This is a genomic window from Chryseobacterium sp. X308, assembly GCF_020733145.1.
Lineage (GTDB): Bacteria > Bacteroidota > Bacteroidia > Flavobacteriales > Weeksellaceae > Chryseobacterium > Chryseobacterium cupriresistens.
The window spans coordinates 605,983-629,071 of record NZ_JAJFZH010000001.1 but is presented as its reverse complement, the minus strand read 5'-3'; the positions used below and the strand labels follow the sequence as shown (position 1 = coordinate 629,071).

18 protein-coding genes are annotated in these 23,089 nt (G+C 35.0%); 9 read left to right on the top strand and 9 right to left on the bottom strand.

The genetic code is table 11. The features are described from left to right. The first annotated feature begins 597 nt into the window (after positions 1 to 597). Positions 598 to 1,788 (top strand): phosphoglycerate kinase, encoded by a 1,191-nt coding sequence (locus LIV57_RS02870; protein WP_202842158.1) that lies wholly within the window; start codon positions 598 to 600, stop codon positions 1,786 to 1,788. A 1,349-nt stretch (positions 1,789 to 3,137) separates the two neighbouring features. Here LIV57_RS02870 and LIV57_RS02865 read toward each other — a convergent pair. From LIV57_RS02865 to LIV57_RS02840, 6 genes are all read right to left on the bottom strand, one after another. Further along, on the bottom strand, positions 3,138 to 3,959 hold the full coding sequence (locus LIV57_RS02865; protein ID WP_227941337.1) for a class I SAM-dependent methyltransferase: 822 nt from the start codon (positions 3,957 to 3,959) through the stop codon (positions 3,138 to 3,140). Positions 3,960 to 4,072: 113 nt separating this feature from the next. Then, a complete protein-coding gene (gene mnmG / locus LIV57_RS02860; RefSeq protein WP_227941336.1) occupies positions 4,073 to 5,935 on the bottom strand; it encodes a tRNA uridine-5-carboxymethylaminomethyl(34) synthesis enzyme MnmG in 1,863 nt (620 codons plus the stop codon). A 147-nt stretch (positions 5,936 to 6,082) separates the two neighbouring features. Then, positions 6,083 to 6,502, bottom strand: a complete 420-nt coding sequence (gene ybeY, locus LIV57_RS02855) for an rRNA maturation RNase YbeY (RefSeq protein ID WP_034694045.1) — start codon at positions 6,500 to 6,502, stop codon at positions 6,083 to 6,085. Positions 6,503 to 6,507: 5 nt separating this feature from the next. After that, positions 6,508 to 8,667, bottom strand: coding sequence for a patatin-like phospholipase family protein (locus tag LIV57_RS02850; protein WP_227941335.1), 2,160 nt, complete (start codon positions 8,665 to 8,667; stop codon positions 6,508 to 6,510). A gap of 2 nt (positions 8,668 to 8,669) precedes the next feature. Next, positions 8,670 to 11,117, bottom strand: coding sequence for a bifunctional UDP-N-acetylmuramoyl-tripeptide:D-alanyl-D-alanine ligase/alanine racemase (locus LIV57_RS02845; RefSeq protein ID WP_227941334.1), 2,448 nt, complete (start codon positions 11,115 to 11,117; stop codon positions 8,670 to 8,672). A gap of 203 nt (positions 11,118 to 11,320) precedes the next feature. Next, positions 11,321 to 11,908 (bottom strand): thymidine kinase, encoded by a 588-nt coding sequence (locus tag LIV57_RS02840; RefSeq protein WP_062672824.1) that lies wholly within the window; start codon positions 11,906 to 11,908, stop codon positions 11,321 to 11,323. A gap of 61 nt (positions 11,909 to 11,969) precedes the next feature. On the opposite strand from LIV57_RS02840, the gene LIV57_RS02835 reads away from it, so the two are divergent. The 5 genes from LIV57_RS02835 to LIV57_RS02815 all read left to right on the top strand — a co-directional run bounded on the left by LIV57_RS02835 (position 11,970) and on the right by LIV57_RS02815 (position 17,882). Then, positions 11,970 to 13,448: a hypothetical protein gene (locus LIV57_RS02835; protein ID WP_227941333.1), complete on the top strand. Its 1,479-nt coding sequence runs from the start codon at positions 11,970 to 11,972 to the stop codon at positions 13,446 to 13,448. A 2-nt stretch (positions 13,449 to 13,450) separates the two neighbouring features. After that, positions 13,451 to 14,125, top strand: a complete 675-nt coding sequence (rsmI, locus tag LIV57_RS02830) for a 16S rRNA (cytidine(1402)-2'-O)-methyltransferase (RefSeq protein ID WP_227941332.1) — start codon at positions 13,451 to 13,453, stop codon at positions 14,123 to 14,125. A 6-nt stretch (positions 14,126 to 14,131) separates the two neighbouring features. Beyond that, positions 14,132 to 15,643: a WG repeat-containing protein gene (locus LIV57_RS02825; RefSeq protein WP_227941331.1), complete on the top strand. Its 1,512-nt coding sequence runs from the start codon at positions 14,132 to 14,134 to the stop codon at positions 15,641 to 15,643. 172 nt (positions 15,644 to 15,815) lie between these two features. Further along, on the top strand, positions 15,816 to 16,559 hold the full coding sequence (gene fabG / locus LIV57_RS02820) for a 3-oxoacyl-[acyl-carrier-protein] reductase (protein ID WP_137904546.1): 744 nt from the start codon (positions 15,816 to 15,818) through the stop codon (positions 16,557 to 16,559). Positions 16,560 to 16,562: 3 nt separating this feature from the next. Next, positions 16,563 to 17,882 (top strand): hypothetical protein, encoded by a 1,320-nt coding sequence (locus LIV57_RS02815; protein ID WP_227941329.1) that lies wholly within the window; start codon positions 16,563 to 16,565, stop codon positions 17,880 to 17,882. A 39-nt stretch (positions 17,883 to 17,921) separates the two neighbouring features. Here the strand turns inward: LIV57_RS02815 and LIV57_RS02810 are convergent, their stop codons facing one another. Beyond that, positions 17,922 to 18,962: a GMP reductase gene (locus LIV57_RS02810; protein ID WP_227941328.1), complete on the bottom strand. Its 1,041-nt coding sequence runs from the start codon at positions 18,960 to 18,962 to the stop codon at positions 17,922 to 17,924. 61 nt (positions 18,963 to 19,023) lie between these two features. On the opposite strand from LIV57_RS02810, the gene LIV57_RS02805 reads away from it, so the two are divergent. From LIV57_RS02805 to LIV57_RS02795, 3 genes are read left to right on the top strand one after another with little or no spacing between them, the layout of a single operon-like run. After that, positions 19,024 to 19,779: a prolipoprotein diacylglyceryl transferase gene (locus LIV57_RS02805; RefSeq protein WP_227941327.1), complete on the top strand. Its 756-nt coding sequence runs from the start codon at positions 19,024 to 19,026 to the stop codon at positions 19,777 to 19,779. After that, positions 19,776 to 20,012 (top strand): hypothetical protein, encoded by a 237-nt coding sequence (locus tag LIV57_RS02800; RefSeq protein WP_227941326.1) that lies wholly within the window; start codon positions 19,776 to 19,778, stop codon positions 20,010 to 20,012. The genes LIV57_RS02805 and LIV57_RS02800 overlap by 4 nt, the downstream gene beginning before the upstream one ends. Before the next feature lie 10 nt (positions 20,013 to 20,022). Further along, the gene (locus tag LIV57_RS02795; protein ID WP_227941325.1) at positions 20,023 to 21,426 is read left to right on the top strand and encodes a radical SAM protein; all 1,404 of its coding nucleotides are present in this window, start codon (positions 20,023 to 20,025) and stop codon (positions 21,424 to 21,426) included. A 52-nt stretch (positions 21,427 to 21,478) separates the two neighbouring features. Here the strand turns inward: LIV57_RS02795 and surE are convergent, their stop codons facing one another. Next, positions 21,479 to 22,267, bottom strand: a complete 789-nt coding sequence (gene surE, locus LIV57_RS02790; protein WP_227941324.1) for a 5'/3'-nucleotidase SurE — start codon at positions 22,265 to 22,267, stop codon at positions 21,479 to 21,481. A 367-nt stretch (positions 22,268 to 22,634) separates the two neighbouring features. Continuing rightward, the gene (locus tag LIV57_RS02785) at positions 22,635 to 22,805 is read right to left on the bottom strand and encodes a lmo0937 family membrane protein (protein ID WP_227941323.1); all 171 of its coding nucleotides are present in this window, start codon (positions 22,803 to 22,805) and stop codon (positions 22,635 to 22,637) included. Between the last annotated feature and the right edge of the window lie 284 nt (positions 22,806 to 23,089).

Sequence of the window (23,089 nt, the reverse complement as noted above, 5' to 3'; positions counted from 1 at the left end):
AAGAATAATAACAATTCGTGTTAGTAAACCCTGAGTTAATTGTGAAAAGGTATGTGAATAACTGTGGAAAACTTTTCTCAACTTTCTATTTTTAAAGATCAATTTATTTCGTAATAGAAATTCTTTCCGAAGATTTTTACCACAACTTTCCAGATGTTTTCTTCAGCTATCCCCAGATTTTTCCATAATAAAATAACTAATAATGGCTTCATTTCAAAGTTATCAACATTTGTTAATAAGTGTGTGAAATAGCGGGTTTACAGGAATTTATATTGTGAGTTAAATATGAATTGGATACAAGTTGAATGTTATCAATTATTATCATAAAACTTATCCCCGAAATTCACAACACTCAACAACAACTACATTATTCTTTTTTTAAAAGAGAAAAAATTGTTGATTAATGGGTGATTGGGTTCGGGGAAAGTTTTTGAAAACTTTTATTTTAATCAAACTGTTGAAAAAGTTTAAAACCTTACATTTGTGAAACAAAAATTCAATGAGATTTATGAAATTGTTCTTGCGAGATTTTACCAAAAGCTAAAACGGATTTCTGCAGGACGGTCTCATAAGGCTTAGCAAAAAATAAATCTATTTATGAAAACAATCAATGATCTTAATTTTAAAGATAAGAAGGCTCTGGTAAGAGTGGACTTCAATGTTCCGCAGGATGATCAACTGAAAGTGACAGACAATACAAGAATTGTTGCTGTGAAACCTACAGTGGAGAAAATCCTTAATGATGGTGGTTCTGTCATCTTAATTACACACCTTGGAAGACCTAAGGGAGAGGTTAAAGATGAATTTTCCCTTAAACATATTGTAGGCGAAGTTTCTTCTGTTTTAGGACAGGAAGTAAAGTTTGTGGATGAATGTATCGGAGAGAAAGCAGAGCAGGCAGCTGCAGATCTAAAACCGGGGGAAATCTTATTATTGGAAAATGTACGTTTTCATAATGAAGAAGAAAAAGGAGATGCTGCATTTGCAGAGAAACTTGCAAAGTTAGGAGATGCTTATGTAAATGACGCATTTGGTACGGCACACAGAGCTCATGCTTCCACAGCTGTAATCGCTCAGTATTTTCCATCAACTAAATATTTCGGTTTACTAATGGCTAAAGAGCTTCAGGCTATCGATAAAGTATTGAAAAGTGGTGAAAGACCTGTTACAGCTATTTTAGGAGGTTCTAAAGTTTCAACTAAAATTACCATTATAGAAAATATACTTCCTGCAGTAGATAATCTGATCATTGGTGGAGGTATGGCATTTACCTTTATTAAGGCACTTGGAGGGAAAATTGGTAATTCTCTTGTAGAAGAAGATAAGCTTCCTTTAGCACTTGAGATTTTAGGAAAAGCTAAAGAACATAAAGTAAAAGTATATCTTCCTTCTGATGCTATCATTGCTGAAAGCTTTAGTAATGATGTGGAAAGAAAAGAGGCTGATATCTATGCAATCCCTGAAGGATGGATGGGACTTGATGCCGGCCACAAATCGAGAGACCAGTTTAATGATGTATTGTTGAATTCAAGAACTATTCTTTGGAACGGTCCTATCGGGGTTTTTGAAATGTCAAACTTTGCTGGTGGTACAGTTGCTTTAGGAGAGAGTATTGCTGAAGCAACAAGACTTGGTGCTTTCTCTTTAGTTGGAGGAGGTGACAGTGTTGCTTTTGTTAAGCAATTCGGATATGCTGATCAGGTAAGTTATGTTTCTACCGGCGGTGGAGCAATGCTTGAAAGTCTTGAAGGACTTGAGTTACCAGGGGTAGCAGCAATCAATAATTAATAGAAAAGACAAGATATTGTAAGGCTTGCTAATTTAATTAGCAGGCTTTTTTTATTTCTGAAATATATAGAAAATCCTTTATTGATCGGTATTTCCATTGTATTTTAGATATAACTTTTAGTTATACGATATTATGTTGAATTCTCTTTCAACTGTTTAAGCTTTTAAAGTATTTTTTCTTATCAGAATCTTCCTTTATATCTCCGTAATTTTAGTGTTTTTTTCTGTTCTTTAAACAGACTTTTTGGAGATCATTGGCTCATTTTTTTGCTTTGTAATTTTGAAATAGTAGAAAGGTTAATGAATTTTATTGATCAATTTTCTGGTAAATTTTACCTGGTTGAAGATCTCTATTTTAAAAGCAGTTTCGATCGTTTTTTATTTTGAGATTTATTTTTCCAGGTAGTTTTTTCATAGGTGTAGATAACCTAATTACTGAACTTATAGATTTTATTTTTGAAATAGGGTAGATTTACTTTTTCTTTCTTGATTAAAACAATCTGATAGTTATTTTAAAACAATATTTTATATCTAACTTATTTCATATAAGTGTGAAGACTTTGTATTTCATTGAATTTCAATAAATAAACTTATTAATTTTGTTTTTTAAATGGTTTGATTTATCTTTGATTATTCCTTAAGTATTATAAAATGAACAAGTTACCCGCTTTTCGTATGATACATTATTGTAAGAAAAAATTAGGTAGTTTTTGAAATACTTTTAGCATTGAAATTTTTTAAGAATTAATTTCTGATAAAATTTTACAAACTCGCTTTATTGTTTTCTGATACTTTTATATTTTGTCATTATTCTTGATGAGTGGGGTAGGGCAGTTGTTATTTTCAATTCCTACATCTTTTGAATCAATTTAAAAATAAATGTCTTGTCTGACTGCTGGTTTTTATTTTTGCCTGAAACGCTGAAAAATTGACCTTCATAAATGCCTTTAAAATCGATTTTCTGTTTTTTTTCGGGAATTTATATGCTGATTTATTTTTAGCAGGAAATACTATTGTTTTTGGGGGAATTTTATTTTCATAATTTGTTTTTTTATATTTTTTTCTCTTTTAATGCCCGTAGAAAGATTGTATAATATTCTGACATGATTTTCAACTTAGATTGATTTTGGATTGTTCTCTTTGAATATTTTAAAAATAGAGTAGGGGATAGGTCTGTTAATTTTAATAAAGATAATCAGATTAAAAAATTGCATTTAAAGTTGGTAAAGAAATTAATAATTGAATAGATATAAAAAAATAAAACTCAGAAGAAAAAATCCTGAGTTTTTTGTTTTTAAGTTTAAAATTGCTGAAAATTGACCTTCATAAATAGGTCAAAAATCGATTTTCTATCTTTTTTCGATAATGTATATCAAACTTGAAAATTCGTTCGAAAATAATGCCTTTACGTTGGAAATTGTTCCAAAGATCACTGCTTTTAGCCAAAATAAGGGTGATTTTTTGTATTTTTCGCTCAACATAGAGATATAATATGAATCAAGAACCAAAGGTTTGATCTTTCTCATTTTCCAGTCAGGATTTTTGGAAATCAGGTTTTCCATACCTTTCTTTGAAAAATGATAGATATGTCTTGGAACATCATAAGCGGCCCAATATTCTTTATAATGTTTTGCATCATAGGAAGTAGGGTTAGGAACTGCAATAACAAGTATTCCTTTTTCTTTTAATTTTTGATGAAAAACAGCAAGCATTTCATCCTGATTCTCGATGTGCTCAAATACATGCCATAGTGTAATAGCATCTAAGGTATTTTCCTCAATTTTGTTAATATCATCTAAAATAGAAGCCTTGGTTATTTTTCCCTGTGCTGCTTTTCTGGCATCAGAATCCGGTTCAAATCCAAAGGTTTCAAAATCATTTTCAATATATTTTACAAATTCTCCTGCGCCGCATCCATAGTCCAAAACTTTTGATCCTTTTTTTATTCTATCTACCAGTATATTTTTTTTATACTGCAGATTAAAAGACTGAAGAAATTTATAAAGTTTCTCTTTTAAACTTCCGGAATCCTGGTGGTGAGAAATATAATCTTCACTTTCATAATATCTGGAAATATTGGATGGAATAGGAGTAGTTTTAAAAACTCCTTTAGTTTCTGTTTCTTTAATTTCAAATATTTCCTGTGAAAGAAAATGATCTTTTATTTTCATTGAAGTAAATATCTTTTATATGATAAAAAAATTAAGATATTCAGAAGTGTTTTACGCTTATAAATACCTTAATTTTTGTTTTTATTTTCTAATGTTTCACGTGAAACATTTTTTTAACGCCCTAGGTAAACCAATAAAACATTAATATCAGCAGGGGAAACTCCGCTTATTCTTCCAGCTTGTGCAATAGTCTTCGGACGTACATTAGACATCTTCTGTTTTGCTTCTGCAGAAAGACTGGAAAGCTTTGTATAATCGAAATCTTCAGGAATTTTAATATTTTCCAGACGATTCAGCTTTGCAACGTTTTCTTTTTCTTTCTCAATATATCCTTTATACTTAATATTGATCTCTGCCTGCTCTCTTACTTCATCATTATATCGGGTAGAAACTTCTTTAATAAAATCAATTTCATCCAGTTTTTCTAATGTCATATTAGGTCTGGTTAGGATTTGAGCTGCTCTGTAAGCTTGGTCTACTGGGCTGCTTTCAATAGATTCCAGGACAGGGTTGATAATGCCTGGTTTTAAAGAAGTTTCCCGAAGAAACTCTTCAAGTGATTGACTTTCAGATACTTTTGTTTCGACGCGTCTTAACCTGTCTTCTTTTGCCAGGCCTAGCTGGTATGCTTTCTCTGTTAATCTGATATCGGCATTATCCTGTCTTAAAAGAAGTCTGTATTCTGCACGGGAAGTAAACATTCTGTAAGGTTCTTCAGTTCCCTTTGTAATTAGGTCATCAATCAATACTCCAATATAAGCTTCATCTCTGTTTAAGATAAAATCTCCCTTCTCATGAACTTTATTGTGCGCATTGATTCCGGCAATTAATCCCTGGCCGGCTGCTTCTTCGTATCCGGTTGTTCCGTTAATCTGTCCTGCGAAATATAAATTATCAATTAATTTAGTTTCCAGTGTATGTTTCAATTGGGTAGGAGGGAAGTAATCATATTCAATAGCGTAACCCGGACGGAAAACTTTTACATTTTCAAATCCTGGTATATGTTTCATCGCTTTGATCTGTACATCTTCCGGGAGAGAAGAACTGAATCCGTTGACATAGATTTCCACAGTTTTCCATCCTTCCGGTTCTACGAAAAGCTGGTGTCTGTTTCTTTCTGCGAAACGGTTAATTTTATCTTCAATGCTTGGACAGTATCTTGGGCCTAAACTTTGAATCGTTCCATTAAACATTGGACTTCTGTCAAAACCTTCTCTTAAAATATCGTGTACTGTTTCATTAGTATATACGATATGACAGCTTAATTGTTTGGTGAGTTTTGGTGTATCAAGATAGCTGAACTTTTGAGGATTTTCATCTCCTTTCTGTTCTTCCATTTTTGAATAATCCAAACTTCTTCCGTCTACTCTCGGTGGAGTACCGGTTTTCATTCTTCCTGCCTCGAAACCTAAAGTGACCAGTTGTTCTGTAATTCCAAAAGCTCTCGGTTCACCCATTCTTCCTCCTCCTAATTGTTTATCTCCAACGTGGATTAATCCGTTAAGAAAAGTTCCGTTTGTAAGAACTACAGATTTTGCTTTAATCTCAATTCCTAAAGAAGTAACTACTCCGGCTACTTTATTATTTTCAACAATCAGTTGTTTCACCATATCCTGAAAGAAATCAAGATTGGGAGTATTCTCTAATGCTAAGCGCCATTCTTCGGCAAAAAGCATTCTGTCATTTTGGGTTCTCGGAGACCACATCGCAGGACCTTTTGAAAGATTAAGCATCTTGAATTGGATTGCAGATTTGTCTGCCACAATTCCGGAATATCCTCCCATTGCATCAATTTCTCTTACGATCTGTCCTTTTGCGATTCCGCCCATTGCCGGGTTGCAACTCATCTGTCCGATGGTCTGCATATTCATTGTAATAAGCAGTGTTTTTGAACCCAGGTTAGCTGCTGCTGCTGCTGCCTCACAACCTGCGTGTCCTGCACCTACTACTATTACATCATATATTTCTGAAATCATTTTTATCTCGCTCGTTTTAAGCTTTAAACCTTATCTTTATAACCAATGTTTCACGTGAAACATTTTTGGAGAATGCACTCTAGGTAAACTTATATTGTTACTAGAATAGAGTACTTTAGATATGGGACTTTAAGTGATTCTTCAATTTTAAAACTTTAAATCCCTGTATTTATCCAGGTACAAATCTTCCATTCTCCGCATCTCTTTTTCTTCCTCTTCCGTCTTATCTTTATAGCCTGCAAGATGTAAAATACCGTGGGCTAAAACCCTTCTTAATTCTTCTTCATAATCTCGGGAAAGGGTAGAGGCGTTATCAGAAATGCGCTGCAAAGATACGAAAATCTCAGCGCTTATTGTCTTACCTTTTACATAATCAAAAGTGATGATATCTGTATAATAATCATGCTGCAAATAATCCTGATTAATCTTAAGAAGATATTCGTCATCACAGAAAATGTAATTGATTTCTCCTAGTTTTTTTCCTTCTGAAAGAATAAGATCTTCCAGCCATTTTTTGTAATCTGTACTTACCGACTCTGGTAAGTTTTCGTAAAAGAACTGTATCATTTTTTTTAAAACCAGTGTCCTAAAATAACACTGAATATACCTTTTTGGTTATTTTTTAGGGAGTGGCTGAAGTTTACTTTTATCTGTCCGAAAGGAGATTTGTAACCAGCTGTAATTCCCAGTGAGCTATAATTTACTTTAACTGCATCTTCAAACTTAATATCGTTTGATAAGTTGGCAAAGGTAAAGTTTCCGCTGATAAAATAGTTTTTATTAAACTTAAACTGAACATCATTTGACGCCAGTATTACATTGTTTGTATACAACTGGGCGAAATAAAATCCACCAAAGCTTTTAAAATTGATGAGATTCTGCTCAAAAATTCCGCCTAATCTGTATTGATAATAGGCAGGAAGGTTTTCACCGATAGTAACTCCTCCAAACAGATTGAGACGATAACTGAATTGTTTGCTAAGCGGAATATTAAGTTTAAGGTCCGCTTTGATCTGAATGATTCTTTTATCAACTTCAGACTTTAAAAGATCTACAACCTTTCCTTCTGCAGCAAAATAAACCCCTTTTGTAGGGAATTCCTTATCATCCTGAGTGTCGGTCTTAATAAAAACATAAGGGTTCAGAAAACGGCTGTATCGCCTGTTATCTCCATTGCTGTTTTCTGCTTTAAAATAATCGTGGCTGATACCGCCGCCAATGGCAAATTTATCCTTCCAGGTAGACTGTATATAAGCTTCATTTCTGATCCATTCCCAGCGGTCTACTACATAATTATCTACATTCTTTATATCAAAGCTCATTCCTGATGAATAGAGTCCAACTCCCGGAATGTATCCGTTATCTACAAAATAATTAAGGTAATATCTGAGACGGTCTCCTACAACGAGATCCACTGAAAGGTTTGAATTTTTGAATAAAAGCCTTTTTGCAGAATAATTCAAAAGAAGTCCCGTTTTAAAAACTTCGTCATAATGCAATCCGAATTTTAAAAAATGACGGGCATCATCTTCAGTCACGTAAAGCTTCAGATAGTTTGCGTCATTCTCCTGAACGATATCATAATTGATAAATTTGTAGTTGTTGGTGGCAACCAGTTTATCTATCATTTTATTAATACTTCCATAAGTCTGCAAAGAGGGAAGGCGTAATCCCATTTTTCCCAGCGTGTAGTTTTTACCATAAATTTTGCTTCCTTCAATGGAAATACTGTCTATTTTATAAACATTGGAATATATAGGGTTCACCTGTTGTCTGAGACGGTCAAATGGTCTCTTTGGCAACTGGTCTAATACCTGGGAATATTTCAGCCCTTCCACATATCCGCTGTCCAGAATTTTCTTTTTATCATCGTAGCTTGTAGCAGACATTCCTTTCAGATTGGGTTTAATATTGATATCTGTATATCTGTATTGTCTTCGGGTATCTCTTTTGATACCGAAATCTATGACCTGGTTCAGAATGGCTATAATATTGTTTAAATCTTCTCTTTTCGAAAGATCCTGATTAAGGTCCACACCAATGACGATGTCAATTCCTTTGTCCTTTAGAGGCTTTGACGGATAGTTTACCGTCATTGCTCCGTCTATATAAATGCTGTCACCAATTTTTACTGGATCCATTAAAGAAGGAAACGCAGAACTTGCCATAATAGATTGTACAAGATCTCCTTTTTCAAAAATCTGCATATTTCCGCTTTCAAGATTGGTAGCAACACATAGGAATGGAATAGGCATTTTAGAAAAGTCTTCAATATTGGAAACGTTTTTGAAAAGTTCTTTCAGAAGATAAACGTTTCTCTGGCCGGTGCTGATGGAAGAGGGAAGTGTAATTTTTCCGTTTTTAAGCGGAATGGATAAAAGATATTTGTCTACGGATTTGTTGAAAAAGCTGGCTTCCTGCCGGGACTTGGGATCCATAATCAGAGAATAGAAGTCCGTATCCATGACTATTTTTTCTATTTCTTTTCCGGAATAGCCGGCGGCATACAATCCGCCTACAATGGCTCCCATACTGGTTCCGGAAATGTAATCCACTTTCACTCCCAATGAATCCAATACTTTAAGAACTCCAACATGTGAAAATCCTTTGGCTCCACCACCGGCCAGCGACAGGCCTATTTTTGGATTCTTCGGAATTACCAGATTTTTTTTTACCTGAGAATGGATCAATAACAGTGGGAATATGAAAAGCAGAATCAGGAGTTTTCTCATAGTTAATCTTTTATATAAATCCGTTTCACCCGAGGTGAAATGGAGGTTAATACTTCATAGGTTATCGTTTTGCAGTAGCCTGCGAATTCTTTTAAACTTGGTTGGGCGTTGAAAACAGTTACCGTATCGCCTTCTTTTACACTGGGAATATGGTCTACATTGATCATCATCATATCCATACAGATATTTCCAACGATGGGTGCCAGTGTTTTATTAACTCCGACATTTCCTACCTGATTTCCGATCAGTCTTGGTATTCCATCCGCATATCCCACAGGAATTGTTGCAATTCTTGTCGGATGATCTGCTTTATATCTTCTGCTGTATCCTACCGATTCCCCGTTTTCAACGGTTGATATCTGTGAAATTACGGTTTTAAAGCTTACCACAGAACGTAATTGTTTCTGAATTTCAGCATCTGCTGATTCTCCCAGCATTCCAATACCAATTCTTACCATGTCATGCTGATGATCTTTATAGCTCGTGATTCCTGCTGAATTCAGGATGTGGCGGATAGGAGTGTAACCTAATTTTTCAATAAGATAGCCGGAATTTTTTTCGAAAACCTCCAGCTGTTTCAAAGTAAATTCTTTTTCTTCAGGCATATCAGAAGATGATAAATGGCTGAACATACTTTGGACCTTTACATTTTTCTGGCTTAAAGTTTCGCTTAACTGATCCAGCTCAAAATCTTTAAAACCAAGACGGTGCATTCCCGTTTCCAGCTTGATATGGATTGGATATTTCTTATCATATCCGGATTTCTGAACCGCTTCATAGAATAATTCCAGAACTCTGAAACTGTAGATTTCCGGCTCCAGGTTATATTCTATAATCGTCTGATAACTGTGCTGCTCGGGATTCATCACAATAATAGGAGTAGTGATCCCTTTTTTTCTGAGCTCTACACCTTCATCTGCATAGGCTACTCCAAGGTAATCTATATGATGGTGCTGAAGGAACTCTGATACTTCAAAACTTCCCAAACCGTAAGCATTGGCTTTTACCATGGCCATCATTTTAGTTCCCGGCTTCAGCAGTGATTTATGATAGTTGATATTGTGAAGAATCGCATTAAGGTTTACTTCAAGTACTGTATCATGTTTTCTGAGTTCAAGAATATCTTTCAGTTTTTCAATCTCAAATTTCCTTGCTCCTTTGAGTAAGATGATCTGATTTTCTAGGTCACTAAGATGCTTACTTTCAATCAGCTCTTTAGTATCAATAAAAGTATAGGTTTTAGCTTTAAATAATTCACTGAAGTTTGAAATTTCATCACCGATCAGAAATACAGAATCAAAATTCTGTTCATTCACCAATTCTGAAACTTCCTCGTATAATTCTTTGGCATTGGAATTCACTCCAACGATATCTGTTAAGACCAGAGATTTTTTAGATTTATTATATTCATTCAAAAACTGGAGAGCAGTCTTCAAAGAATCGAGGTCCAGATTAAAAGAATCATTGATGATAATATTGCCTTTAATTCCTTCAATCGCTTCAAGCCTCATTTCAACGGCTTTTAAAAGGTTGATTTTTTCAACGATCTTTTTATTTTCGATATTCAGTTCCTTAAGCACAGAGATAAGCGCCATAGCATTGGTTAATGTCGCTTCGTCTCTCTGATGCACCGGAAAACTGATTTCTTCACCCAAATATTCAACAATGATGTTTTCATCTTTGGAAATATTGTTTTTGATGAAAACCTGGTTCTCTTTTTTAAAACCGTAAGCAATTAATTTTTTATCAGAATAGGATTTTTTAATTTTTTGATCAACAAGAGCATTGTCCCCATTATAAATGATGACTTCAGAATTTTTGAAAAGAATAATTTTTTCATCAATTAATTCTTCCTCGGAAGAAAAGTTGGCCGCGTGAGCAGTTCCGATATGCGTGAGCAGTCCGATCTGAGGGTGGAAAATATTTTCAAGTTTTTCCATTTCATCCGGTTTTGAAATTCCCACCTCAAAAATTCCCAGATGATGAGAATTGTTGATTTGAAGTAGAGAAAGCGGAAGACCGATCTGTGAATTAAAACTTTTAGGGCTTTTCACTGTAGGAAATTCATTCCACAGACATTGATAGAGCCATTCTTTTAATATAGTTTTACCATTACTTCCCGTAATCCCGATGGATTGTAGATGAGAATGTTCGAAATGATACTTTGCTAACTTTTGAAGAAACTCTACAGAATTTTCAACAATGATCCAGGTTATATTTTCAAACGCCGGATAATGATGTTCAGAAATAATGACATTGATTCCCCTGTCCATTGCAGATTCAATAAATTTTTCACCGGAATTTTTGTGAGTATTGATCGCAATGAAAGCCGTATTCTTGATAGAATAAATAATCCTGCTGTCGTATGCTATATTTTTGATCAATAAACTTCCGTCACCAATGACCTGTGAATTGGTGATCCCTGCAATGTGTTGTACTGTATAATTCATTGGTACCCTTTCTGCTTTTTTTAGCGAAACGGCAAAAAGGTAAAATAGTAAAAGGGCTAAGATTTATGACATCATCCGGTTTTTCCTTTTTAAATATTTTACAGTGTAGCTTTTTCGCTTTTCATTTTATATTAGTGAATATATTTTACGGTTTATAGCAAACAGTTTTACAATTTAGTGATTTCGTCGTCTGCTTTATCCGATTATTTTCTTTTTGAAAGTACTTCGTCAATAAAAACACGGCGGCTTACTGCTTCATAACTTTCTGTTTCTCCCAGTTCCACAAGATTATCTCCCTGTGAAGTTCTCATCGAGTAGTTGGCAAGATTACCGGTTCTCTTACAAATAGCATGCACTTTTGTAACATACTCTGCAGTTGCCATCAAATTGGGCATTGGCCCGAACGGACGGCCTAAAAAGTCCATATCCAATCCTGCAATAACCACTCTGATCCCGCTATTGGCGAGCTGGTTGGCAACATCAACAATGCTTTCATCAAAAAACTGAGCTTCATCAATAGCTACTACATCACAATTGGAAGCCAGCAGAAGAATTTCATTAGGGTTTTCTACTGCTGTACTGCGGATTTTATTCTGATTATGGGAAACTACATCCTCTTCAGAATACCGTACATCCATTTTTGGTTTAAAAATTTCCACATTCTGCCCTGCCATTTCCGCTCTTCGCAATCTGCGGATAAGTTCCTCGGTTTTACCGGAAAACATAGAGCCACAAATTACTTCCATCCAACCACTTTGTTTGGAATGATTAATTGTATTTTCTAAAAACATTTGTTAAATTAGCCGTATATTTTTAACATCAAAAGTAAGCAATTTTAATAAGAATCTTATTATGCAGAATATCCAAGATTTAAAGGAAAAGATTTTTTTTGAATCCATGAATATCATTGATAATCTGGACAAAATAAGTAATATAGACGAATTACTTTCCAAGCAAGATCTTGTGGATGAGCTTGCTAACAGGATTTCTTTTTTGAAACTGCTGGAAAAAAATATCGAATACTTCGTAGCAGACAATCCGGCACAGAATCCGGACCATCACTATGTCTCTTTTGATTCCGGAGAAACAGAACATCATGATACCGGAAATGAAGTGACGGAAGAGGAGGCTATTTTCAATAATGAACTGAACGAAATTGATGAAAATGAAGTTTTTTCAGATGAATCTGAAGAAGAAGCTGTTTTCAATAATCAGCTGAATGAAATTGTTGAAAACGAGTTCCATGAAAATATCGTAAGCTTTGTAGAAGAAAATAAGATTGAAAACTCACCTGAAAATCAGGAACAGGATTTTGGAAATGAAACTCTGGAAGAAGAAGCAGTTTTTAATAATCAGCTGAATGAAATTGATGAAAATGAAATTTCAGAAGAACAAAGAGCTGTTCTGAGCTTTGTGGATGAGGATAAAATCCTTGCAGATTCTACACCGGATTCGGATGAAGATCTTAATGAAGATCTGTTTTATAATGAAGTAACAGCAGAAGAAGCGGTTTTCAATAATCAGCTTCATGAAATAGAAGAGCAGGAAGAGTTGATTTCTGAAGAGGAATCGAAGAAAGAACCTGAGTCTGCGGTAGCAAATGATGTGAAATCTTCTGTTACAGAAACCATTCCAAGCATTTTTGATACAGAAACGCTGGATGATGAAATACTGATTGAAGAAAACGAAGAACAATTTGTGGCTTCAAACATTTCCATAGAACAGGGAGAAATGGCTACAGAAACTTCCAATGTAGAAAATATTCTGAGTGAGATCAAAAATGACCACTCTGAAGAACCTGTAAAAGAAGAAAGCATTCTTGCTGAAGTCTATGATCGCAGAAAGATTGTTGAAATCGACAAACCTGTTCCTGAAAAAACAGATAAACATCGTTCCGATGAGAGCTTCGAAAATTTAGAAGAATACCATCGGGAGAAAAAAATAAAATTAGCCAATATCAAAGGGATGAAGGCTGTTCAGTCACTTTTTGATGACGACCACCTGGAACTTCCCAAGGAAGAAAAAACAGCTCCTGTTGCCAAAGAAGATACAGGAAGTATTCTGAAATCCAATATTCCAACACAATTCATGGAAGCAGATAAGCTGAAACCTGAATTTAAGCTGGATCTGAATGACAGACTTGCCTTCACGAAGATGCTTTTTGAAGGAAGCCAGGCAGATCTGAATGATACTGTTTATCAGCTGAACCAATTCAGAACACTGGAAGAAGCCAAAGAATACCTGAGTGATCTGTACTATGACAGAAAATGGAATAAGGTGGATGAATATGCACAGAGACTTTGGATATTGGTGGAAAATAAATTCTTATAATTTTGAGCGGAATCCTATATTTTGTTCCCACACCCGTTGGGAATCTGGAAGATATGACATTCAGGGCGGTAAATGTTCTGAAAGAAGTAGATTATATTTTATGTGAAGACACCAGAACTTCAGGAATACTTTTAAAACATTTTGAGATTTCCAAGCCATTAAAGTCTTATCATTTACATAATGAGCATCAGGCAACGGAGAAAGTGATTACAGACCTTAAAAACGGGCAGAATATTGCTATTATTACCGATGCAGGAACTCCCGGCATTTCAGATCCCGGATATTTACTGGCCAAAGCAGGAGCAGATAACAATATTGATATGATCTGCCTACCCGGAGCTACAGCGCTCATTCCGGCACTTGTTGTTTCTGGTCTTCCTAATAACGAATTTCTTTTCGCAGGATTTCTGCCACAGAAAAAAGGAAGACAAACCAAACTGAAGCAGCTTGCTGAAGAAAAAAAGACCATCGTTTTGTACGAAAGTCCTCATAAGATTAATACCACTCTGGAACAGATCAAAGAATTCTTCGGAGAAGAAACCAGGGTAAGCTTAAGCCGTGAGATTTCTAAGAAATTTGAAGAAACTAAAAGAGGAACAATCAATGAATTAATTGAATTCTCCAAGAGTAAAACTTTAAAAGGAGAGATCGTTCTTATTGTCAATAATTCTATTTAATTTTCTTTGAAAAAATTAGTTTTTGTATTGTGTTCTGTAGTCTGTACAGCACAAACTAACCAATATATGAAGGTGATCCTGTCGAAAAAGACAGGGAAAGAAATCAGTTCTTATTCTGAGGGATATGGAACATTCTACGATACTGATTATAAGAAACAGGGAATTGTGGATTCTTTAGGCACTATTACATTTGAATCTCCTTACAAAGGAAGTATTCTTCATGTTTTCAAAAACCGGTTTATTCTTTATTCTGAGGAAGGAAATGGCAGAAAATCAGCTGTTATTGACGAAAAGGGAACAGAACTTATTCCTCTTGGCGATCAGGAATTTAATACTCCGTGGTGGAGTGAAGAATGTATTATTTCATCAAAACAGAATTCAGAAGCCGTTTATGATTTTAACGGAAAGGAAATCATTCCTTACTCGGAAAAGATCCGTTTTTCAGGGAAGAACAGGCTTTTTGTTTTAAAAGACAAAAAATGGTTTCTGTATGATTTTAACGGAAAGCAGCTCAGCACCCGGGAATTTAAAGAAGACTACAGCTTTGAAGGGGACAGGGCACTTATCGTTAATGAAAATGGAGAAAGTGAAATCATTGGAAATAACGGGCAAACCCTGCACAAATTTTCTAAACAGGTTGTAAACATCAATGCTTACCCTTATCTGATTACTAAAAATAAAAGTACAGGAAAGTATGGCTTGATTGATGCAGAAGACAATACGATTGCCGAAGAAATCTTTAACGATATCACCCCGGAATATTTTGGCAAAAAAGAATATATCTATCTTACAAAAAACGGAAGGACAACAGTTTTCAGTAAGAAAGACGGAAAGCTGTATGCACAGACTTTTAAATATGTAAATCCTTTATTGGGTAATTTATTCAGTGTTTATAATGATAAAGCAAAAAAATCCGGCATTATAGACCTGCAGGGTAATATCATTTTCCCTCAGGAATACGATTTTATCAAAAGTTTTACTGTTTCAGGAAAAGATTTTATTTACCTTAAAAAAGAAAATGAAGAACAATTCTTAGATAAAGATCTTAAAAATATTGTAGGAGACGGAGTTCAGATTTTCGGGTTTTATCCCGACAATCTTATCATTGGAAAGCAGGACCGCTATTATAGATTTTCTGTAAAAGATCATTCTATATCTGAGTTGAAAAATATCAGCGAGATTAAAAATGAAGATGTTGACTATTTTAATCCTCTTAATCAATATTCAAAACCTTTGGTCTGCAGAAACACAGACAACTTTTATGGAATCCTGGATGGGAAGGGAACAGAAATTGTACCGTTTGTATACGAAGATATTATCACATTCGGAAATGCTGAAAACGAAATTGTCGTTAAAAAAGAAGGAAAATTTGGGGTTTCCAATTTTCAGAATGAGCCTTTGAAAGACATTATTTATGATAAATACTTTTGGCAGAAAGAGGTATTGAGATTAGATAAAAGTAAGAAAACAGACTTTATTTATTTCACCAGATTTAAAAATAATTATGTTCAACTTTAATGAAAATCCTGATATTCATCAAAAAAAAGCTAGTATTTTGACAATTTAAATGGGTTGAATAACATTTTATAATATCTTTGCAAACCGTTTAATTCCAGAAAGGAATTGTAGAAACATGAAGAGGCAGCTGTCACTAGCTGAACGAGTTATAAAAAAATAATTGTCAATAGATATGAAAATATTAGAAGGAAAAGTAGCACTAATTACCGGAGCTACAAGAGGAATCGGTAAAGGTATTGCTGAAATGTTTGCTCAGCAGGGAGCAAAAGTAGCATTTACCTACGCTGGCTCTGTAGACAAAGCAAAAGAATTAGAAGCAGCTTTAAGTTCTGTAACCCAAATTAAAGGATATCAGTCTGACGCATCAGATTATGATGCTGCTCAGAAATTGGTGGAGGAAGTGATGGCAGAGTTCGGGCAGATTGATATTTTGGTAAACAATGCAGGGATTACAAAAGATAACCTGTTGTTGAGAATGTCCAAAGAAGATTGGGATCAAGTAATCAAAGTAAATTTAGATTCAGTTTTCAACCTTACAAAGGCAGTAATTAAGCCTATGATGAAGGCAAGATCAGGATCTATCATTAATATGACTTCTGTAGTAGGTGTGAAGGGTAATGCCGGACAAGCCAACTATGCAGCTTCTAAAGCCGGGGTGATAGGGTTTACAAAATCTGTTGCACTGGAATTGGGATCACGAAATATCAGATGTAATGCGATTGCTCCCGGATTTATTGAAACAGAAATGACGGCTGTTCTGGATGAAAAAACCGTTCAGGGATGGAGAGAAGAAATTCCAATGAAGAGAGGAGGACAGCCTGCGGATATCGCCAATGCATGTGTATTCTTAGGCAGCGAAATGTCTGCATACATTACCGGACAGACGTTAAACGTTGACGGTGGAATGTTAACATAAAAAATGAAAAAAGTACAGAATATAGTTTTATTCTTGTCCGTTTTACTATTCATCGGTCTGGCATACATTAGTTTCTTTAATGTATATCAGACCGATGATTATTTTTGGTCCTATACAACCAGAAAAATGGGACTGCTGCAAAGTTTTGTCAATACCTATACGACATGGGGAGGAAGATATTTTGGGTATTCTATCAATATGTTTAATCCTGTCTTTTACGACAGTAACAATATTGTTCCGAAAATCTATCCTGTCTTTTTGATGCTTTCCTTTATTGGAGTTTCCACATTAAACCTGAAAGAATATTTCCATTATTCTCTGAAAGAATCTCTCAAAAAAGGCTTCCTTTTGTTTTTCTTTTATACCATACTTCTGGTAAGCCTGCCTGAACATTACTTCTGGATCACAGGATCCAATATTTATTTCGTTCCTGTAATTTTAGCGGGTATTTTACTGTATTTTATTAAAAAAAATAAAGATACGGGAGAGAATATCTGGTTTTATTTTTCTCTACCGCTTATCATACTGCTGATGGGTTCCAATGAAATTCTGGCATTAATTGTATGGGGAATTCTGTTGGTATCTTATTATCTTAAACGCGATAAGAAAACGCTGATTTTCCTATTAACAGCAAGTATCTTTATATGGGTAAGCTTTCTTGCACCAGGTAACTTCAACAGAATGGGAGAGACTGAAACAGGATTAATAAAATGGGTAAAAAGAATAGGCCTTTTTGGGGCCAATACACTCTATGTTGCGGTCAAAGTACTTTTAATATTACCTCTTTTTATTAAAGTTTTTGAAGAAGAACTCAGGAAAATCACTACTCAGATACTGTTGAAAAAAGCTGTTTTATTCTGGTTGGTTTCATTGGTACCTTTGTTATTTACAGGGTATATTCTAACCTCTATTGCAAGACAGTTTGAAAGTATCATCTTTTATTTTTTAATCAGTTTTTCACTAATCGTTTTTTTCAAATTTGAGAAAATTAAAAAGTTCTGGTGGGTTTCTCTTTTCATTGTTTTTCTACCTGAACTGAAAATTTTCCCCGAAAAGTATTCTTATTTTAATATTGATTTCAATGGTGAAAATATAGTCATGGAGCTTCTGACTACAGATCTTAAGGAATATGAAAGAGAGATGAATCAGAGAGTTGATATAATTAAAAACTCGTCTCAGGATTCTGTTGTGGTAGATAAAATAAAAGAAGTTCCCATAATTTTATATATGGATGAAATGGCTTCTGTAAAAGAGGAAAAAAACTATGTAAATGATCAGCTTGAAAAATATTTCAATAAAAAATACATCAGAACAAAAGAATAAAGGCTTTAGATAAATATTCTAAAGCCTTTTATTTTATTTTTAGTCTTTAAAAACCTGATTTTCCTGCTCCTGAACTCTTATAAAAGTAGTTCTTTTGGAAAGCTCTTTAAGCTTCGAGGCTCCTACATAAGTACATGTGGATCTTACTCCTCCTAATATATCTTTTACAGTATCTGCTACCGGTCCTTTATACGCTACTTTCACAGTTTTTCCTTCTGAGGCACGATATTCCGCCACACCTCCGGAATGCTTATCCATGGCTGTTTTAGAGCTCATTCCATAGAAAAGGCGATATTTTTTACCGTTTTCTTCAATCATTTCGCCACCACTTTCATCATGTCCGGCAAACATTCCGCCCAGCATGACGAAATCTGCACCGCCGCCGAAAGCTTTTGCTACATCACCGGGAACTTTACATCCGCCGTCAGCGATGATATGTCCTCCCAAACCGTGCGCAGCATCTGCACATTCTATAATCGCAGAAAGTTGAGGATATCCCACTCCTGTTTTTACTCTGGTCGTACACACAGATCCAGGACCAATACCTACTTTTATGATATCTGCACCTACCAGAAGAAGTTCTTCCACCATTTCTCCGGTAACCACATTTCCTGCTATAATAATCTTATCCGGGAAATTGGCTCTTGCCTTCTTCACAAATTCAACGAAATGCTCAGAATAACCATTGGCTACATCTATACAAAGAAACTCAATTTTTGGGTGCTTATCAAGGATCTGTTTTATTTTCTCTTCATCAGCTTTTCCGGTTCCGGTACTCAATGCAATATACTGATGAATACTTTCAGGCTGGCTGTTGAGAAACTTGCTCCATTCCTCAGGAGTATAATGCTTATGAACTGCGGTAATAATTTTCTCCTTGGCCAGCTCCACTGCCATTTCAAAAGTTCCTACTGTATCCATATTGGCTGCAATTACAGGGACTCCTGTCCATCTTTTCCTGGTATGTTTAAAGGTAAATTCTCTCAGTAAATCAACTTCCGAACGGGATTTCAAAGTAGAACGCTTAGGGCGGAACATTACATCCTTGAACCCCAGTTTTATGTCATATTCTATACGCATTTTGTAATTATTTGTCAGAATAAAGGTAGTGAATAATATGAAATAGTGTATTTTTGAAATAATGGATTTTCCTGTAACATTTCATATTTTCGGCAAAACGATCCTTGCGCATCCACTTTTTGAGGCTGCCGGAATGTTTTTGGGCATGAGATATTATTTTTATCTGAAACGTAAGTCTAAGGAAAAACTTTCTTTCAATACTTCTGCTGCAGTTTTAATAGGTGCCACTGCCGGTGCTTTGATAGGTTCCAAACTGATTGGTAATCTTGAAAACCCTTATGCATTATTTGAAAATTTTTCTGTCAGAAAGTTCTGGTCAAACAATACTATTGTAGGAGGACTGGCTTTTGGTTTATTGGGAGTAGAGCTGGCAAAAAAGATTGTACATCATAAAGAAAGTACGGGAGATCTTATTGTTTTCCCACTGATATTGGCCATGATTATAGGCAGAATAGGATGTTTTCTTACAGGTATTGGTGAAGAGACATATGGTATTCCTACTGATTCTGTTTTTGGGATGCATTTGGGGGACCAATATCTCAGACATCCTGTTGCCTTGTATGAAATAGCCTTTTTAATTCTTCTTTGGATAGGATTAAAGTATATTCAGAATCGTAAGAAGTACGCCTCCGGTTTTATTTTTCAGCTGTTTATGCTCAGCTATTTTACATTCAGATTCCTTTTGGATTTTATAAAACCAAGGGTAGAAATCATTGGAAATATAGGTACGATTCAAATGGTGTGTATCTGTGTAATTATTTACTACATTTATAAAATAAAAAATACCGGATCTTTATATTTAAAATATTCAAGATGAAAACATTAACTATTTTAGAAGGGAATCTCAATCTGGCTGGGGTAGTGATAATGATTATTGGTGCAATTATTTTGGCTGCACTGTTTTTTTCCCTCATTGTCACTGTTATCACAAAACTTATTTACGAAAGAAAGGGAGACAGGAAATTCACCAGAAAACAATTTATCCAGACCATGCTGATATCTCTTCTGATCTGTGGATTGATCAGCGGTTATATTTGCGGAGGACTTTAAAAAATTTGCTATGCCAGTAAGAAATTATACTTATTATGATTATACAATCAGTCTTTGCCCGGAATGTCTTAAAAGGGTAGGTGCCAAAATCATTATTGAGGATGAAGCTGTTTTTATGACCAAAAGATGTCCGGATCATGGATTTTTTAAAACAAAAATAGCTTCTGACGTACATTATTATAAAAATATAAGAAACTATAATAAAGCCTCTGAAATGCCCCTTCATTTCGGAACCGATGTGGAATATGGCTGTCCTTATGATTGTGGACTATGTGTAGATCATGAACAGCATAGCTGTCTTTCTATCGTAGAAGTTACAGATCGTTGTAATCTGACCTGTCCAACCTGCTATGCAATGTCCTCACCCCATTATGGAAGTCACAGAAGCCTGGAAGAAATTGAGGCTATGTTTGATGTTATTGTAAAAAATGAAGGGGAACCGGACGTGGTGCAGATCAGTGGAGGAGAACCTACCATTCATCCGGAATTTTTCAAAATTATGGATATTGCCAAATCAAAACCGATCAAACATCTGATGCTGAACACCAACGGAATCAGAATAGCCAATGATCCGGGATTTGCTGAACGATTGGCGACCTATGCTCCCGAGTTTGAAATTTACCTTCAGTTTGATTCATTTAAACCTGATGTCCTGGAAGATTTCAGAGGGAAAGATCTTACCGCTGTCAGAATGAAAGCACTGGAAAAACTCAATGAACTTAACCTTTCTACGACATTGGTGGTTGTTCTTCAAAAAGATAAAAATATTGATGAAATAGGAAAAATTATAGAATTTGCCCTGAAACAGAAATGCGTAAGAGGAATCACCTTCCAGCCGGTTGAAATTGCCGGAAGAAACCGGGAAGATTCTGCTCATGAAAAAATTACCTTAACTGAAGTAAGACAGGAAATTATCAATCAGTTTCCGTTATTAAATTCTGATGATATTATTCCCGTTCCATGTAATCCGGATGCGCTGGCTATGGGCTATATCTTGAAACTGCAGGGAGAAACAATTCCTTTAACCCGCTATATCAATCCTGCAGATCTCCTGAATAATGAGTCAAGGAATACCATTGTTTATGAACAGGATAAAGGATTGCATATGCAGTTGCTGGATATTTTCAGCACCGGAATTTCCGTAGATAAAGTTCAGCCTAAGGTCAATCAGTTACTGTGCTGCCTTCCGGATGTATGTGCTCCGGATCTTGACTATGATAACCTTTTCAGAATAATTATCATGAACTTTATGGATGCTCATGATTTTGATGTAAGAGCGGTGAAGAAGTCTTGCGTACATATTGTCAATAAAGACCTGAAGTTAATCCCTTTTGAAACGATGAACCTTTTTTACAGGGATGACAAAAAAGCTTATCTGGAAGAGCTCAGGAAAGAAGATAAAGTATTATTTTAACAATATAAAAACAAAGCGTGAAATCCAATTTCACGCTTTTATAATTTCCTTGTTATTTTACTTCTTTTACATCTTCAAAAGTCATCACTTCTTCCAGCGTTTTCATGTATTCATACGCAGTAAGATCAAACTTTACCGGAACAATAGAAATATATCCGTTAGCCAATGCCGTTTCATCGGCATCTTCAGAATCATCCATATTATTGAAGTACCCGGTCAGCCAGTAGTATTTTTTACCATGTGGATTTATTCTTTCATCAAAGCTTTCTTCCCATTTGGCATGAGCCTGCTTACAGACTTTTACTCCTTTTATTTCTTCAGCCGGAAGTTTTGGAATATTGACATTCAGTACAATTCCTCTTGGCATTGGGTTTTCCAATGTTCTTCTTACGATATTCTGAATAAATTCCTTAGCCTGGGTAAAATCTGCTTCCCAGCTGAAATCCAGCAATGAGAACCCAATGGCAGGAATTCCTTCCACACCAGCTTCTACCGCAGCAGACATGGTCCCCGAATAGATTACATTAATAGAAGAATTTGCCCCGTGATTGATTCCTGAAACCACAATATCCGGTCTTCTTTTCAGAATTTTATCAAGAGCCATTTTTACACAGTCTACAGGCGTTCCGCTGCAGGAAAAATCAGTTTGTGGGCCGTCCAGGGTAACTTCTTCGTAACTTAGAGTAGAGTTGATGGTAATAGCGTGGCCTTTTCCACTTTGGGGAGAGTTGGGGGCTACAACCACTACTTCTCCGATTTCATTCATAAAACTGACAAGATTTCTGATACCAGGAGCTGTAATTCCGTCATCATTAGTCACCAGAATAAGTGGTCTTTCCATAAATTATCTTTAATTTTTTATTTAAATAGAGTGAGTTTGTTCATTTTCAGAATTGAACAAATAGATTTTCAACACATCAAATGTAGGTAAAAATCAGACGCCATAAAATACCAGATTGGGATTGGCTATTGTGAAATAAGAAATAAAATTCCTATACTGACGATAGAAACACGAATTAAGCATGGATAGGGAAAATAGCAGCAGGAGGATAATAAAACTGAAATGAAAGAAATTAACAGGCTGAATTTAATATCGTTCATATCGGATCATTACAGATGCTTTTCCATACGGAATTTCTTATCATCCGCCAGAAGAGCACCCGTTTGATCTGATTGTTTTAATTTAGTAAGTTTTACAAAATAATAAACTAGTCGAGAGGTTTTCTGCCAGAAATGATATTATAAAGAATAACAATAATGGCAATAACCAATAGAATGTGGATTAAATAACCTGTACTAATTCCAGGAATTATTCCCAGCATTCCCAATAGCCAAACAACGATGCAGATGACTGCTACTAACCATAATAAACTTTTCATGACTTAATATTTTGAATTTGTATGTTTAATTCTCTGCATATTTTATGCCTTTATGGTTGAAAATTAATTTTGTGGTATATGTTTTTGACGTTTTTGATTGAAAAATAAAACTTCGGATATGTCCTGAAAAAGGCTGATCATTATTGTTTGCAGTAAAACTGCCTGTTAATAGGAAATGGCTAACACTGTTTTGATTATTTGGAAATCTCTTTAAATAAAAATGGGTAAAACTGTCGATATTTGTAAATAAGGTATTAAATTTGATCATTTGTAACAGTACCAAA